Annotated in this window: 15 protein-coding genes; all 15 read left to right on the top strand. The window is 34.0% G+C overall.

All coding sequences use genetic code 11. The annotated features are described in order from the left end of the window. Window positions 1–3 precede the first annotated feature (3 nt). The 15 genes from FC091_RS01390 (at window position 4) to FC091_RS01320 (ending at window position 13,324) form a co-directional block, all read left to right on the top strand. The gene (locus FC091_RS01390) at window positions 4–639 is read left to right on the top strand and encodes a hypothetical protein (protein WP_138432493.1); all 636 of its coding nucleotides are present in this window, start codon (window positions 4–6) and stop codon (window positions 637–639) included. After that, window positions 639–1,331 carry a hypothetical protein gene (locus FC091_RS01385; RefSeq protein ID WP_138432492.1) on the top strand — a complete coding sequence of 231 codons (693 nt, stop codon included), beginning with the start codon at window positions 639–641 and terminating at the stop codon, window positions 1,329–1,331. The genes FC091_RS01390 and FC091_RS01385 overlap by 1 nt, the downstream gene beginning before the upstream one ends. Before the next feature lie 49 nt (window positions 1,332–1,380). Then, complete coding sequence (locus FC091_RS01380) at window positions 1,381–2,859, top strand: DUF5687 family protein (RefSeq protein ID WP_138432491.1); 1,479 nt, start codon at window positions 1,381–1,383, stop codon at window positions 2,857–2,859. 15 nt (window positions 2,860–2,874) lie between these two features. Further along, window positions 2,875–3,594 carry an ABC transporter ATP-binding protein gene (locus FC091_RS01375; protein ID WP_138432490.1) on the top strand — a complete coding sequence of 240 codons (720 nt, stop codon included), beginning with the start codon at window positions 2,875–2,877 and terminating at the stop codon, window positions 3,592–3,594. Between the two features lie 192 nt (window positions 3,595–3,786). Then, entirely contained in the window at window positions 3,787–6,402 is a 2,616-nt protein-coding gene (gene porW / locus FC091_RS01370) for a type IX secretion system periplasmic lipoprotein PorW/SprE (protein ID WP_138432489.1), read from the top strand. An 18-nt stretch (window positions 6,403–6,420) separates the two neighbouring features. Further along, window positions 6,421–6,861 carry a bactofilin family protein gene (locus FC091_RS01365; protein ID WP_138432488.1) on the top strand — a complete coding sequence of 147 codons (441 nt, stop codon included), beginning with the start codon at window positions 6,421–6,423 and terminating at the stop codon, window positions 6,859–6,861. After that, window positions 6,806–7,054, top strand: a complete 249-nt coding sequence (locus FC091_RS01360; protein WP_138432487.1) for an AtpZ/AtpI family protein — start codon at window positions 6,806–6,808, stop codon at window positions 7,052–7,054. The genes FC091_RS01365 and FC091_RS01360 overlap by 56 nt, the downstream gene beginning before the upstream one ends. Beyond that, window positions 7,054–7,443, top strand: coding sequence for a DUF6168 family protein (locus FC091_RS15320; protein ID WP_138432486.1), 390 nt, complete (start codon window positions 7,054–7,056; stop codon window positions 7,441–7,443). The genes FC091_RS01360 and FC091_RS15320 overlap by 1 nt, the downstream gene beginning before the upstream one ends. A gap of 88 nt (window positions 7,444–7,531) precedes the next feature. Further along, window positions 7,532–8,650, top strand: a complete 1,119-nt coding sequence (gene atpB / locus FC091_RS01350; RefSeq protein ID WP_138432485.1) for a F0F1 ATP synthase subunit A — start codon at window positions 7,532–7,534, stop codon at window positions 8,648–8,650. A gap of 33 nt (window positions 8,651–8,683) precedes the next feature. Beyond that, window positions 8,684–8,878 carry an ATP synthase F0 subunit C gene (gene atpE / locus FC091_RS01345; protein ID WP_014032715.1) on the top strand — a complete coding sequence of 65 codons (195 nt, stop codon included), beginning with the start codon at window positions 8,684–8,686 and terminating at the stop codon, window positions 8,876–8,878. 96 nt (window positions 8,879–8,974) lie between these two features. Beyond that, entirely contained in the window at window positions 8,975–9,475 is a 501-nt protein-coding gene (locus FC091_RS01340; RefSeq protein WP_138432484.1) for a F0F1 ATP synthase subunit B, read from the top strand. 6 nt (window positions 9,476–9,481) lie between these two features. Beyond that, window positions 9,482–10,018: an ATP synthase F1 subunit delta gene (atpH, locus tag FC091_RS01335; protein ID WP_138432483.1), complete on the top strand. Its 537-nt coding sequence runs from the start codon at window positions 9,482–9,484 to the stop codon at window positions 10,016–10,018. A gap of 52 nt (window positions 10,019–10,070) precedes the next feature. Beyond that, the gene (gene atpA / locus FC091_RS01330) at window positions 10,071–11,651 is read left to right on the top strand and encodes a F0F1 ATP synthase subunit alpha (RefSeq protein ID WP_138432482.1); all 1,581 of its coding nucleotides are present in this window, start codon (window positions 10,071–10,073) and stop codon (window positions 11,649–11,651) included. A 73-nt stretch (window positions 11,652–11,724) separates the two neighbouring features. Then, complete coding sequence (atpG, locus tag FC091_RS01325; protein ID WP_138432481.1) at window positions 11,725–12,585, top strand: ATP synthase F1 subunit gamma; 861 nt, start codon at window positions 11,725–11,727, stop codon at window positions 12,583–12,585. Window positions 12,586–12,790: 205 nt separating this feature from the next. Then, on the top strand, window positions 12,791–13,324 hold the full coding sequence (locus FC091_RS01320) for a hypothetical protein (RefSeq protein ID WP_138432480.1): 534 nt from the start codon (window positions 12,791–12,793) through the stop codon (window positions 13,322–13,324). Window positions 13,325–13,356 lie beyond the last annotated feature (32 nt).

Here is a 13,356-nt window from a genome sequence, read left to right as displayed (position 1 = left end):
AAAATGAAGCTAACAAAAGAAAACATAGATTTTATAGACAATTACCTTAAAAAAGGCGGTATAAAATATTGGGATGTACGCCTAGAAATGGTAGATCATTTAGTTTCTGATATTGAAAATTATGAAGGTGCTGCAGATTTTGAAACCGCTTTTAATCACAGCCTTGTTAATGCTGGTTGGGACAAAAATCTAAAGGCAGTGCATATGCAAAGTTGGAAATCTACAAACAAGATTTACAGAAAAATACATTTTAATGAAATTTTAAAACTGCTCAAAAATCCTTCAACACTTATTGGTTTTATTGCATTTTACTTCTTGTTCAATAGAATAGCTGTTATTTTTTCTGAGTACTTAAAATTAATTGCTTTTACGGTTTTACTTGTACCAATTTTAGTGCTTTTGTATGAATCTTTTAAGACATGGATAAAAAAGTTAGGCAAGTCGGTAAATATGCAGTACGGATTGTTCTATTTTTCTTTCGGATTGATAATGATAAACCTACCACTTCAATTACTGCCTAAGTCGTACTTACACTTATGGTTACCATTCCTTATGACGGTTTATCTTTTAATGATGGTTGCTGGTTATAAAGTTTATAAATACGCTTATAAAAAGATGTTGAAATTAAAATGTCTGTAATGATGAAACTTACCGAATCTCAAATACAAGATCTCTACGCGTTTACCAGAAAACACTTTGTAGAGCACTATGATTTACAAACTGAGTTGGTAGATCACCTGGCAAATGATATTGAAACCATGTGGAAAACAGACACCAATCTTACTTTTGAAGAAGCTAGAGACAAAGCCTTTAAAAAGTTTGGCATTTTTGGGTTTATGGAAGCCATTGAGCAAAAGCAAAAAGCTATGAACAAACGTTATATGCGTTACTTTTGGAATGAGCTTAAGCTTTGGTTTAGGGTACCACAAATTATAACAACATTAGGTTTGTTTTGTGTGTACTATTTATCATTTTCATCTTTATACACAGAATTCCTTTCGGTTGGGTATTATATAATAATAGCAATATGGTCTATTTTCAAAAGTGTTCAGTTAAACAGGCAGTTTAGAAGACGCAAAGAAAAGTCAGATAAAAAATGGATGCTAGAAGAAATGATTTACAAACAAGCAGGAGGTACTACACTGGTTTTTATGTCTCAGGTTTATAATGTGTTTCTTATTTCGGACAGATTTTCTGGAAATTTTACAGCTATATTGTTTTTCTCAATAATCTTTACGTTACTTACCTTAATCAATTATATAAGCTTTCAACTTATACCAAATAAAGCCGAAGCGTTACTCAATGAAACTTACCCAGAGTTTTCATTGTAACAAATCGGTACTTTTAGAGACTAACACATAAACAACTAACCAATAGCTTATGATAAAGCACTTTCTTAATTTAGAGTGGAAGCAGTATTTCCGTTCATCATATTGGCAAAAGAGTTTGGCATTAAATATTCTTCTGGTCTTTTTTGCACTTTACTTTATTGTTATGTTTTTAGGTTTAGGCTTTGGCTTACTTTTTATTTTAAAGAAAGCTTATCCAGATCAAGATCCATTTGTAATTGCCAACAGCTTTTTGTTTTATTGGCTTATAGTAGATTTAATGATGCGTTTCTTTTTACAAAAGTTACCAGTAATGAGCGTTAAGCCATTACTTACGTTACCAATAAAACGCTCTACCATTGTGCATTTTGTATTGGGTAAATCTGCTTTGTCCTTTTTTAACTTTTTACCATTATTTGCTATAATTCCATTTAGTATAATGCTTATTAGGGAAGGTTACGAAACCGCTCAGATACTGCCTTGGATGTTTACTTTAATAATTGTAGTACTCATTATTAATTTCCTAAACTTTATTATTGAAGCTTTATCTTCAAAAACCGATCTACCATTTTTACCATTATTGGCAACAGTTGGTGTACTATATGGTTTAGAGTATTTCGGTATTGTATCAATGACGTCTTTGGTAGGTGATGCTTTTATGGGTATTTCCAACAATTCAGTTTTAATCCTAATTCCAATAGTATTATTAGCGATAGCGTATGCTTTCAATTTTAAAATATTAAAAGAAAAACTATTCTTAGATAGTGGATTAAAATCCAAGGTTACAGAAGTGAAAGCGGCGGATTTATCTTGGACTAATCGCTTTGGAGACATTGCCCCTTTTATGCAGTTAGACCTAAAACTAATTTGGAGAAATAAGCGCACCAAATCTTCAGCATTTCTTATGCTTATTGGTTTGTTATATGGTTTGTTTTTTTACACGCAACCAATTTATAGAGACTCGTTGTATGCAGCGTCGTTTGTAGGCATTTTTTCAACAGGTATTTTCCTAATCAGTTTTGGGCAGTTTATTCCAGCTTGGGACAGTGGCTATTATAAAATGCTAATGAGTCAGAACATTAAATATGAACAGTACTTACGTTCAAAATTTGTGTTAATGATACTGAGTGTGGTTATTATGTTTGTCTTAGGAATTCCCTATGTTTACTTTGGTTGGAAAATACTAGTAATGCATTTTGCAGCTGCTGTTTACAATATTGGTGTTAACTCGCATGTAATGTTGTACGGAGGCTCTTTCAATAGAAAAAAGATAGACCTTAATCAACGTGCAGCTTTTAATTACCAAGGCACTGGAGCTGTGCAATGGATCATTGGGTTGCCGATTATGCTAATTCCTCTAGTACTTTTTACAATAGGTAATATCTTTATTGGTTTTGAAGCTGGAGTTGCAATTCTCATTGTAATTGGAGTTGCAGGCATAGTACTCCACAAAAAACTCATGAAATCTATTACGCAACGCTACTTAGATTCAAAATACAAAATGATTGACGCATTTAGTCAAGATAACTAATTACACAACACAACCATGATACATACAAAAGACCTTTCAAAAGCTTACAACGGAACCACAGTTTTAAATATAGACGAGTTAACCATACCAAAGGGCCAAAGTTTTGGTTTGGTGGGCAATAATGGAGCTGGTAAAACAACCTACTTTAGTTTGTTATTAGATTTAATAAAACCAACAACAGGACGTATTACCAGTAACGAAGTTGTAGTAGACCAAAGCGAAGATTGGAAACCTTTTACATCTGCATTTATAGATGAAAGCTTTTTAATTGGTTACCTAACACCAGAGGAATATTTTTACTTTATAGGAGATCTAAGAGGACAAAACAAAGCTGATATAGATGCCTTAACGTCTCAGTTTGAAGATTTCTTTAACGGAGAAATCCTTGGGAAGAAAAAATACTTGCGCGATTTGAGTAAAGGAAACCAAAAGAAAGCAGGTATTGTTGCAGCACTTATTGGTAATCCTGAGGTTATTATCTTAGACGAGCCGTTTGCGAATTTAGATCCAACAACGCAAATTCGCTTAAAGCAAATTCTTAAAGATTTGGCCCAAAAACAAGGTGTTACTATTTTGGTATCTAGTCACGATTTAATGCACGTTACAGATGTTTGCGAACGCATTGTTGTCCTGGAAAAAGGGAATGTTGTAAAAGATTTAGAAACTAACCCTACCACCTTAAAGGAATTAGAAGCTCATTTTTCTGGCAGTATGGCTACTCAAGAAGAGGAATAATTTACGCAATCAATCAATTTTAAAAAGCTTGTGAAGATTTAAAAATCCACAGGCTTTTTTGTTTAGCTAGGCTTTGTCTTTTCTCGAAAAACAGCTTAATAACACCGTAAATTCAAAAAGATGCTTATTTTTACCACTTAGCACACTAAAAGCGCTAAAGTTTAGTTATCTATTAATTAAATAGAATCAACGTTGAAATTCAAAATAAAGCACATATTATATCTTTTTTTGGTAGCGATTATTGTTCAAAATTGTTCTCGAAAAAAAGATACTTTCATCAACAGAAATTTTCATGCCTTAGGTACCGAATACAACATTCTGTATAACGGAAACATAGCTTTAGAAAGAGGAAAACTAGCTGTCAATGATGCCTTTACAGAAAATTTTTGGGAATTACTGCCAGTAGAGCGCATGCAAGTAAGCGAAGATGTTTTCTTGCCAGGACAATCTAAAAATGCAGATTTTGAACGTGCCGAAGAAAAGGCCATAAAAGCCATACAAAAACACGGAATGAATATTGATGGCAAAGAGAAAAACCCTCAAATTGATGAAGCCTACTTATTACTAGGTAAAGCACGTTATTACGATCAGCGTTTTGTGCCTGCGCTTGCAGCATTCAACAATATTTTAAACAAATATCCCACAAGCGACAAGATTAATCAGGTAAAAATTTGGCGCGAAAAATCTAACATGCGTTTAGACAATAATGAAGGTGCCATAAAAAAACTTAAGCGCCTTCTCGACGAAGAAGAGATTGAAGGTCAAGATTTAGCAGATGCAACCGCGACCTTAGCACAAGCCTATATTAATATAAAAGCAAAGGATAGTGCTATACCGTTGCTGGGTATTGCTGCAGAAAATACTAAAGTTAAAAGTGAAAAAGCACGGTTTCATTTTATAAGAGGGCAATTGTATAATGAATTCAAAGAAAAAGACAGTGCCAATATGGAATTTGATGCTATTATTGATATGCATAGGCAAATTCCTAGAGCATTTTACATTAACGCACATCTTGAAAAATCTTATAATTTCGATACAACCGAAGGTGATGAAGTAGAATTCTTGGAGTATTTAACAGAGTTAGAAGAAAACCGAGAAAACAGACCATTTTTAGACAAGATTTATCACCGAATTGCTGAGTTTCATAGAAATAAAGCTTCAGACAGCTTAGCAGAAGCTTACTATAACAAATCGTTGCGTAAAATTACATCAGACAAATTTCTAAGAGCGCTCAATTTTGAGACCATTGGTAATATGTATTTTGATAAGAACGTGTATAAAACAGCAGGAGCTTACTACGACAGTACACTAACAGCAATGACACCAAACACCAAGCCTTACAGAATTTTAAAACGTAAGCGCGAAAATTTAGATGATGTTATTTACTACGAAGGTGTCGCTCAGGTTAACGATAGTATTCTTCGTATGGTGAGTTTGCCAAAAGAAGAACAATTAGCCATTTACAATAAGTATGCCGAAGAATTAAGGCAAAAAGCACTTAAAGAAGAGCAGCGTAAAGAAGAGGAATCTAGACAACAAGAATCTAGACAAAACATGGCTTTAAATGCCGCAAAAAGCAAAAATGCAAGGCCTAACTTAAGCCCTAGAGGGTTACCAGGAGAATTTACTTCTAAAGGTGGAGACGAAGCAAGTAGTTTTTACTTCTACAATTCTACAACTGTTGCTTACGGAAAGAACGAGTTTTTAAAGATTTGGGGAGACCGAAAGCTTCAAGACAATTGGCGATTATCCAGCCAAAAATCGGGAATCAAAAATTCAGAAAAAACAGAAACTATAGCTTCAGTAACTGGTAAGGAAGATCAGTATAATCCTGAAGCGTATATAGCGTCTTTACCAAAAGAGCAGAAGGTCATTGATAGTATAGCAAAAGAGAGAAACTTTGCATATTATCAATTAGGTATCATATATAGAGAGAAGTTCAAAGAGCTTTCTCTGTCCAAATCTCGATTTGAAGACTTACTAGAAAACTCACCAGAAGAACGCCTCATTTTACCTTCTAAATACAATTTATATAAAATATACACAGAGCTAGGCTTATCTAGAAAGGCAGAAGCCATGAAGTCAGACATAGTAGCTAATTATCCAGATTCTCGCTACGCAGAAATCTTACTAAACCCAGAATCTGAATTAGCTAAAGATGAGAATAGTCCCGAAGCTATCTATACAAATCTTTACAAACAATTTGAAAAACAAGAATATGCTGAGGTTATTGAGGAAGCGGAAAAACAAATTAAGCGTTTAGAAGGAGATGACTTCCTGCCAAAATTTGAAATTCTAAAAGCCTCTGCCAGAGGACGCCTTTATGGTTTCGAAGATTATAAAAAGGGTATAGACTACATTGCACTGACTTATCCTAATACAGACGAAGGCAAAAAAGCACAAGAACTGCTTAATAATGCCATTCCAGTATTGGCTAAAAAAGAATTTATTGAAGATGATAAGGCTTCGCATTTCAATGTCGTGTATCAATTTGAAAATGGCTCAGGAGAGGATATCGATGCTTTTGTAAAAACACTCAATGAAGAGATTGAAAAAAAGATTAAATATTTTGACCTAACAACATCAATTGATGTATATGATGAAAGCACAACATTTGTTGTAGTGCATGGTCTTACAAGTATACAAGGAGCAAGCGGTTTTGCTCAATTATTACAATCAGACGAAAAAGATAGTAGAGGCAGACCTGTAAAACCTAAAATTACAAAAGAGTACTTTGCTATTTCGTCACCTAACTATGCTATTATTCAACGTCATAAAAACTTAAATGCATACCTGAAACTAGAGTAAATTAAAACCAAATCAACGATGTTTTCCTCAGACAACAAAAAATCTAAATACGCAACGAGTATGGAAACAAGTACACAACAAAACATTATAGCGCAAGGCACCAAAATAGTTGGTGATATAGCTAGTCAAGGACCATTTAGAATCGATGGTACTGTTGAAGGCAACGTAAAGACTTCTGGCAAAGTAGTGATTGGCAAATCGGGTTTTATTAAAGGTACATTACAAGGAGAGAATGCAGATTTTGAAGGTAAATTTTCAGGTAAATTAATCTTATCTGGCACATTGTCTTTAAAGTCTACTGCACACATTGAGGGTGAGGTACATACAAGTAAATTAGCAGTTGAACCCGGAGCAACCTTTAATGCTACTTGTAGCATGAAAGGCACTGTAAAAGCATTACCTAATGAACCAGCAAAACCAAAACAGCCAGAACAAACAGCCCAAAGACAGCAAGGGTAAGTACAATAAATTTTTAAGATTTACAGGTGTTGCATTGCAAATGGGACTTACCATTTATGCAGGCAATTTCTTAGGTATGTGGTTAGACTCTAAATACAACTCAGATAAATTTGAACCAAGTATAACTTTGTTAGCAGTTTTTGCATCAATGTATATGGTTATTGCTCAGGTTATAAAAGTTTCTAAAGAGTAATGGTTAAAAATCTAATTACTTACATTCTGATTTTTACTATTGTAGGAGTGTCAACGTATTTGCTTCACAATAATTTTATTGAACAGAAGAATATTTCCCTCCCCTTTTCATTAAAAAAAGTATATCTGTTCTTTGTACTTTTTTCTTTGGTTATCTGTTTTTTATTTAAAGTAGGGAGCGTTATTAACAAAATAAAAGAGCAATTAGGCTTTATTTATCTTGGCACTATAATTTTTAAAATCACAGTTTTTACGGTTATTTTCTACAAGTCTGTTTTTACCGTAGACCTTACTAATGCTCAACGAATTGCGCTAATTATTCCTATGTCAATCTTTTTATTTATCGAGGTGTTTTTTGTAGCAAAAATCCTAAACAAAACTTCTTTCTAATTTATCTCAATAAAATTGGTTTAATTGTTAATAAATTATGTACTTTTGCGCCGAATTTATCTAGAGTAATATTTTTCAAAAGAAAAAAATGAAGATAGCAAATAAACCTATCAAATCTTACTTACTGATTGTATTAGCGTTAACAGCTTTTTTTGGTTATGCTAGTGATCCTGTAAAATCGCAAGACGGAGGAATTGTAGATACTGAGCAAGAGGTTAAAGATTACATCCTTCATCACTTAAAAGATTCTCACGATTTTCATTTGTTTTCATACACTAGCGATGGTGAAAGAAAACACGTTGGTTTTCCACTTCCTGTAATTGTTTGGGGAGAAAATGGTTTAACAACATTTATGTCTTCTGAATTTCACCATGATGATTCTGGTCATGTTATCGTAGAGAAAAACGACTCTAGGTTTGTTAAGATTCACAGTAAGATTTACGAATTAGAAGAAGGTGCAACTACCGTTAATTTTGACGATCACCATCATCCAACAAACGCTTACAAAGTTTTAGACTTTTCTATTACAAAGAGTGTATTTGGTATTTTAATAATTGGTCTTTTAATGTTGCTATGGTTCTCTAGACTAGCCAAGCAATATAAGAACAAAAGTATTCCAACTGGTTTCGGCAGAGTATTAGAGCCACTTGTGGTTTATGTGCGTGATGAAATCGCAAGACCAAACATTGGAGACAAACACTACAGAAGATTTACAGGTTACTTATTAACGGTATTCTTCTTTATTTGGATAATGAATTTAGTAGGTTTAATGCCATTTGGTTTTAACGTAACAGGTCAGTTAGCCGTTACTGCAGCTTTAGCGGTATTAACCTTAATCATATACACATTTAGTGCTAAAAAAGATTACTGGCAACACGTATTATGGATGCCAGGAGTGCCAATTTTTGTAAAACCAGTATTGGCAGTAATAGAATTGGCTGGTCATTTCTTAATTAAACCATTTTCACTACTTGTGCGTTTGTTTGCAAACATTTCAGCAGGTCACATTGTAGTAATGAGTTTAATTGCGATTATGTTCACATTAAAGAATGAATTAGGTACAGTAGGTGCAACAGGGTTGTCACTTGTGTTATCATTTTTTATCACGTTAATAGAAGTTTTGGTTGCGTTCTTACAGGCTTATATCTTTACAATGCTTTCAGCATTATTTATAGGTATGGCTGTTGAAGAGCACGATCATCACTAATAGATTTGTTTAATTAATTTAAATTATTTGGCTATGACAGTTCCAAATTTAGTAGGTGCAGGTTTAATTGTAATCGGTGCTGGTATCGGATTAGGTAAAATTGGTGGAAGTGCAATGGAAGGTATTGCGCGTCAACCAGAAGCTACTGGTAAGATCCAGACTGCGATGATTATTATCGCTGCATTATTAGAAGGTTTAGCATTCGGTGCTTTATTCTTAGGAAAATAAGAATCGAAAATGTAAACTAATAAACACGAATTCCTGCAACGGTTGGTTGCAGGAACGTGTTTTACAAAAAATTAAAAAAATCAAAGTAAATATATAATGGAGCAATTATTAAACGATTTTTCACCAGGATTATTTATAGTACAAACCATACTGTTTTTACTATTAATCTTTTTAATGGTGAAGTTTGCGTGGAAGCCAATTCTTAACTCTTTAAATGATAGAGAAGAGGGTATTAAAAGTGCATTAGATGCTGCTGAGAATGCTAAAAAAGAAATGGAAAACCTAAACGCAGATAACGAGCGTTTATTAAAAGAAGCGCGTATTGAAAGAGAAGCACTTTTAAAGGAAGCAAGAGAGATGAAAGATAAAATCATTTCTGATGCTACTAACGAAGCGCAAGAAAAAGCTGGCAAAATGATAGAGCAAGCGCAAGCTGCAATTGAGACTGAAAAGAAAGCTGCTATGGCAGAGTTAAAAAGTCATGTAGCTGGTTTATCTATCGAAATTGCTGAAAAAGTAGTACGCGAAGAGCTATCTAACAAAGACAAGCAATTAAAGCTTGTTGAAGATATGTTAGGTGAAACCACTTTAAACTAATTATAGATGGCAGAGTCTAGAGCAGCAATACGTTATGCAAAAGCAGTACTAAGTTTAGCTACCGACAATAAGGTGGCTGAAGCTGTTAATACTGATATGAAGCAAATTGCAAATGCTATTGCAGAAAGCAGTGAGTTAAATGCAGTTTTGGTAAATCCTATTGTCAGATCTGCAGACAAAAAAGCAGTATTAACTTCAGTGTTTAAAAATGCTAATGCTGCTACAACAAACTTAATAGATACTTTAATTGCAAATAAGCGTGTGGCATTATTAGGAGATGTTGCTAATAAATATACACAATTATACGATCAGTTAAGGGACACACAAATAGCTAAGGTAACTTCAGCAACACCATTAACTAAGGAATTAGAAGAAAAAGTGTTAGCTAAAGTAAAAGAGCTTACAGGCAAAACTACCGAAATAGAAAACACGGTTGATGAATCGATTTTAGGAGGTTTTATCCTAAGAGTTGGCGATTTGCAATATGATGCAAGTATTGCTAACAAACTAAATAATTTAAAAAGAGAATTTACATTAAATTAAAATAGCTGGTCGCTGAGGTTCTCGAAGCGACGCTACGGCAAAACATAATAAAATGGCAGAAGTAAAACCAGCTGAAATATCAGCAATCTTAAAACAACAACTTTCAGGTTTTGAAGCAGGTGCTTCATTAAACGAAGTAGGAACAGTATTAACTGTTGGTGATGGTATTGTACGTGCTTATGGACTTTCTAATGCACAATACGGAGAATTAGTAGAATTCGAAGGTGGCTTAGAAGGTATCGTACTTAACCTTGAAGAAGATAACGTTGGTATCGTATTGTTAGGGCCTTCAAAAGAGATTAAAGAAGGTGCAACAGTAAAACGTACTAATCGTATCGCATCTATTAAAGTAGGTGAAGAAATGGTTGGTAGAGTTGTTGATACACTTGGTAACCCAATAGACGGTAAAGGACCAATAGGTGGTGATTTATACGAAATGCCATTAGAGCGTAAAGCACCTGGTGTTATCTTCCGTCAACCAGTAGATGAGCCAATGCAAACAGGTATCAAATCTATCGATGCTATGATTCCTGTAGGTAGAGGACAACGTGAGTTGGTTATTGGTGACCGTCAAACAGGTAAGACTACGGTTTGTATCGATACCATCTTAAATCAAAAAGAATTTTATGATGCAGGTGAGCCTGTATTCTGTGTATATGTTGCTGTAGGTCAAAAAGCTTCAACAGTAGCAAACATTGCAAAAACATTAGAAGATAAAGGTGCTTTAGCTTATACAGTTATTGTAGCGGCAAACGCATCAGATCCTGCACCAATGCAAGTATATGCTCCTTTCGCAGGTGCTGCAATTGGTGAGTACTTTAGAGATACTGGTCGTCCTGCTTTAATTGTTTATGATGATTTATCTAAGCAAGCCGTTGCGTATCGTGAGGTGTCATTATTATTACGTCGTCCACCAGGACGTGAGGCGTATCCAGGTGACGTTTTCTACTTACACTCTAGATTATTAGAGCGTGCTGCAAAAGTGATTGCAGATGACGAAATCGCTAAAAACATGAATGACTTACCAGAGTCATTAAAGCCAATCGTAAAAGGTGGTGGTTCTTTAACGGCATTACCAATTATAGAAACACAAGCTGGTGACGTATCTGCATATATTCCAACAAACGTAATTTCTATTACAGATGGTCAGATATTCTTAGAAAGTGATTTATTTAACTCTGGTGTGCGTCCTGCAATTAACGTAGGTATTTCTGTATCACGTGTTGGTGGTTCTGCCCAGATTAAATCTATGAAAAAAGTAGCAGGTACATTAAAATTAGACCAAGCACAGTTCCGTGAATTAGAAGCGTTTGCTAAGTTTGGTTCTGACCTTGATGCTGCTACACTTAACGTTATTGAAAAAGGTAAGCGTAACGTAGAGATCTTAAAGCAAGCCCAAAACGATCCATTTACTGTAGAAGATCAGGTAGCAATTATTTACGCAGGTTCTAAGAACTTATTAAGAGATGTTCCTGTAGAGAAGGTGAAAGAATTTGAAAGAGATTATATAGAGTACTTAAATGCTAAGCATAGAGATACTTTAGACACATTAAAGGCTGGTAAATTAACAGATGAGGTTATTGATACTTTAACTAAAGTAGCTAAAGACCTTTCTGCGAAATTTAAAGCATAATAAATAGATTTTAGTATTGAGTAGTGAGATGTTATAGCACTCACTACTGAATACTCAATACTAATTACTAATTATGGCAAACTTAAAAGAAATACGTAATAGAATATCTTCGGTATCTTCAACGATGCAGATTACTAGTGCTATGAAAATGGTATCTGCTGCTAAATTGAAGAAAGCTCAAGATGCTATTACTGCAATGCGTCCTTACTCTAATAAGTTAACAGAACTACTTCAAAGCTTAAGTGCAACATTAGATGCAGATAGCGGAAGTAAATTTGCTGAGCAAAGAGCTATAAACAAAGTACTTGTAGTAGCTATTTCTTCAAACAGAGGTCTAGCAGGCGCATTTAACTCTAACATTATTAAGCAAGTTAATGTATTATTGTCTGAGACTTATGCTGGTAAAGATGTTTCTATTCTTGCGATAGGTAAAAAAGTTAATGATGCTTTTGGTAAACAAGGGAATATCATTGCAAACAAAAGCGAAGTTTTTGATGATTTAACTTTTGATAATGTTGCTGAAATTGCTGAAATGATAATGAATAAATTCACTGAAGGCGATTTTGATAAGGTAGAATTAGTGTACAACAGCTTTAAAAATGCAGCAACCCAAATTGTAATGACCGAACAGTATTTACCAATTGTTCCTGTAGAGAGTGATGCCAATGTTAATTTAGATTATATTTTTGAGCCTTCTAAGCAAGAAATAGTTGAAACATTGATTCCAAAGTCATTAAAAACACAGTTGTTCAAGGCTATTAGAGACTCTTTTGCTTCAGAGCATGGTGCGCGTATGACAGCAATGCACAAAGCAACAGACAATGCAACAGAGCTTAGAGATCAGTTAAAATTAACTTATAACAAAGCAAGACAAGCTGCTATTACTAACGAAATTTTAGAAATTGTTGGTGGTGCAGAGGCATTGAATAATTAGGCGAAAGCCAAATGATAAAGTAGTGCAGAGGCATTGAACAATTAGCAGCTAACTTATACAAATAGATTTAAGCCCAACCTTAATGGTTGGGTTTTTTTAGTATTTGTCTTACATAAAATTGTATTTAATCGATTATATGTCGAAATCAACGATAAAATAAATTATTTTCATATATATTGTCTTTCCAAATCTTAACCTACTTATAATGAAGAATCTAAAAAAGGCAGTATGTGCCATTATTTTTACTTGTACATTGTCTTCTTTATTTCAATGTGCTAGTCCTAAGGTAGCTACAACCAATTTTGAACAACAAACACCTTTTACAGTGAAGTCTGTAGTATTTCAGGAATGGTATGCAGGAATCAAAGTTGGAGGTACAGGAATCAATGTTTTTGTTCCTGTTTCTAACGTTAATGATAATGTAGTTTTAAACGAAGTTTATTTTAGAAACTTAAAAGGAAAGCTTGTTAAAAATGGAAATAAATACACTTCGGTATTAAAAAACCCTTCTCGACACTATACATTTCAGAAACCTGAAAAACCTGCAAACTACCCTTTTGACCTCAAAGATGATGAGTGTGTTATAAGTTATACAGAAAGTGGTAAGCTAAAATATCACAAAGTGATCCAAATTAACGAGGTAGCAGGTACTTACTACGAAAATGGTCCACCATCTATTTACTCAAGGAGTGCTTCAAATAGTATGGCAACTCTAGATGAAGAGTTAGAAGAGAATTAAAATATTACAAACAGAAGCAAAGCCTTACTTTT

This window comes from Winogradskyella algicola (assembly GCF_005869935.1).
GTDB lineage: Bacteria > Bacteroidota > Bacteroidia > Flavobacteriales > Flavobacteriaceae > Winogradskyella > Winogradskyella algicola.
The sequence above is the reverse complement of the archived record's forward strand: the minus strand, read 5'-3'. Positions and strand labels throughout refer to the sequence as shown.

What these genes read in the sequence shown, in the direction of transcription:
- FC091_RS01390 (WP_138432493.1), top strand. Translation starts at nt 4, where the DNA reads ATGAAGCTAACAAAAGAAAACATAGATTTTATAGACAATTACCTTAAA.
- FC091_RS01385 (WP_138432492.1), top strand. Translation starts at nt 639, where the DNA reads ATGATGAAACTTACCGAATCTCAAATACAAGATCTCTACGCGTTTACC.
- FC091_RS01380 (WP_138432491.1), top strand. Translation starts at nt 1,381, where the DNA reads ATGATAAAGCACTTTCTTAATTTAGAGTGGAAGCAGTATTTCCGTTCA.
- FC091_RS01375 (WP_138432490.1), top strand. Translation starts at nt 2,875, where the DNA reads ATGATACATACAAAAGACCTTTCAAAAGCTTACAACGGAACCACAGTT.
- FC091_RS01365 (WP_138432488.1), top strand. Translation starts at nt 6,421, where the DNA reads ATGTTTTCCTCAGACAACAAAAAATCTAAATACGCAACGAGTATGGAA.
- FC091_RS01360 (WP_138432487.1), top strand. Translation starts at nt 6,806, where the DNA reads ATGAACCAGCAAAACCAAAACAGCCAGAACAAACAGCCCAAAGACAGC.
- FC091_RS15320 (WP_138432486.1), top strand. Translation starts at nt 7,054, where the DNA reads ATGGTTAAAAATCTAATTACTTACATTCTGATTTTTACTATTGTAGGA.
- atpB (WP_138432485.1), top strand. Translation starts at nt 7,532, where the DNA reads ATGAAGATAGCAAATAAACCTATCAAATCTTACTTACTGATTGTATTA.
- atpE (WP_014032715.1), top strand. Translation starts at nt 8,684, where the DNA reads ATGACAGTTCCAAATTTAGTAGGTGCAGGTTTAATTGTAATCGGTGCT.
- FC091_RS01340 (WP_138432484.1), top strand. Translation starts at nt 8,975, where the DNA reads ATGGAGCAATTATTAAACGATTTTTCACCAGGATTATTTATAGTACAA.
- atpH (WP_138432483.1), top strand. Translation starts at nt 9,482, where the DNA reads ATGGCAGAGTCTAGAGCAGCAATACGTTATGCAAAAGCAGTACTAAGT.
- atpA (WP_138432482.1), top strand. Translation starts at nt 10,071, where the DNA reads ATGGCAGAAGTAAAACCAGCTGAAATATCAGCAATCTTAAAACAACAA.
- atpG (WP_138432481.1), top strand. Translation starts at nt 11,725, where the DNA reads ATGGCAAACTTAAAAGAAATACGTAATAGAATATCTTCGGTATCTTCA.
- FC091_RS01320 (WP_138432480.1), top strand. Translation starts at nt 12,791, where the DNA reads ATGAAGAATCTAAAAAAGGCAGTATGTGCCATTATTTTTACTTGTACA.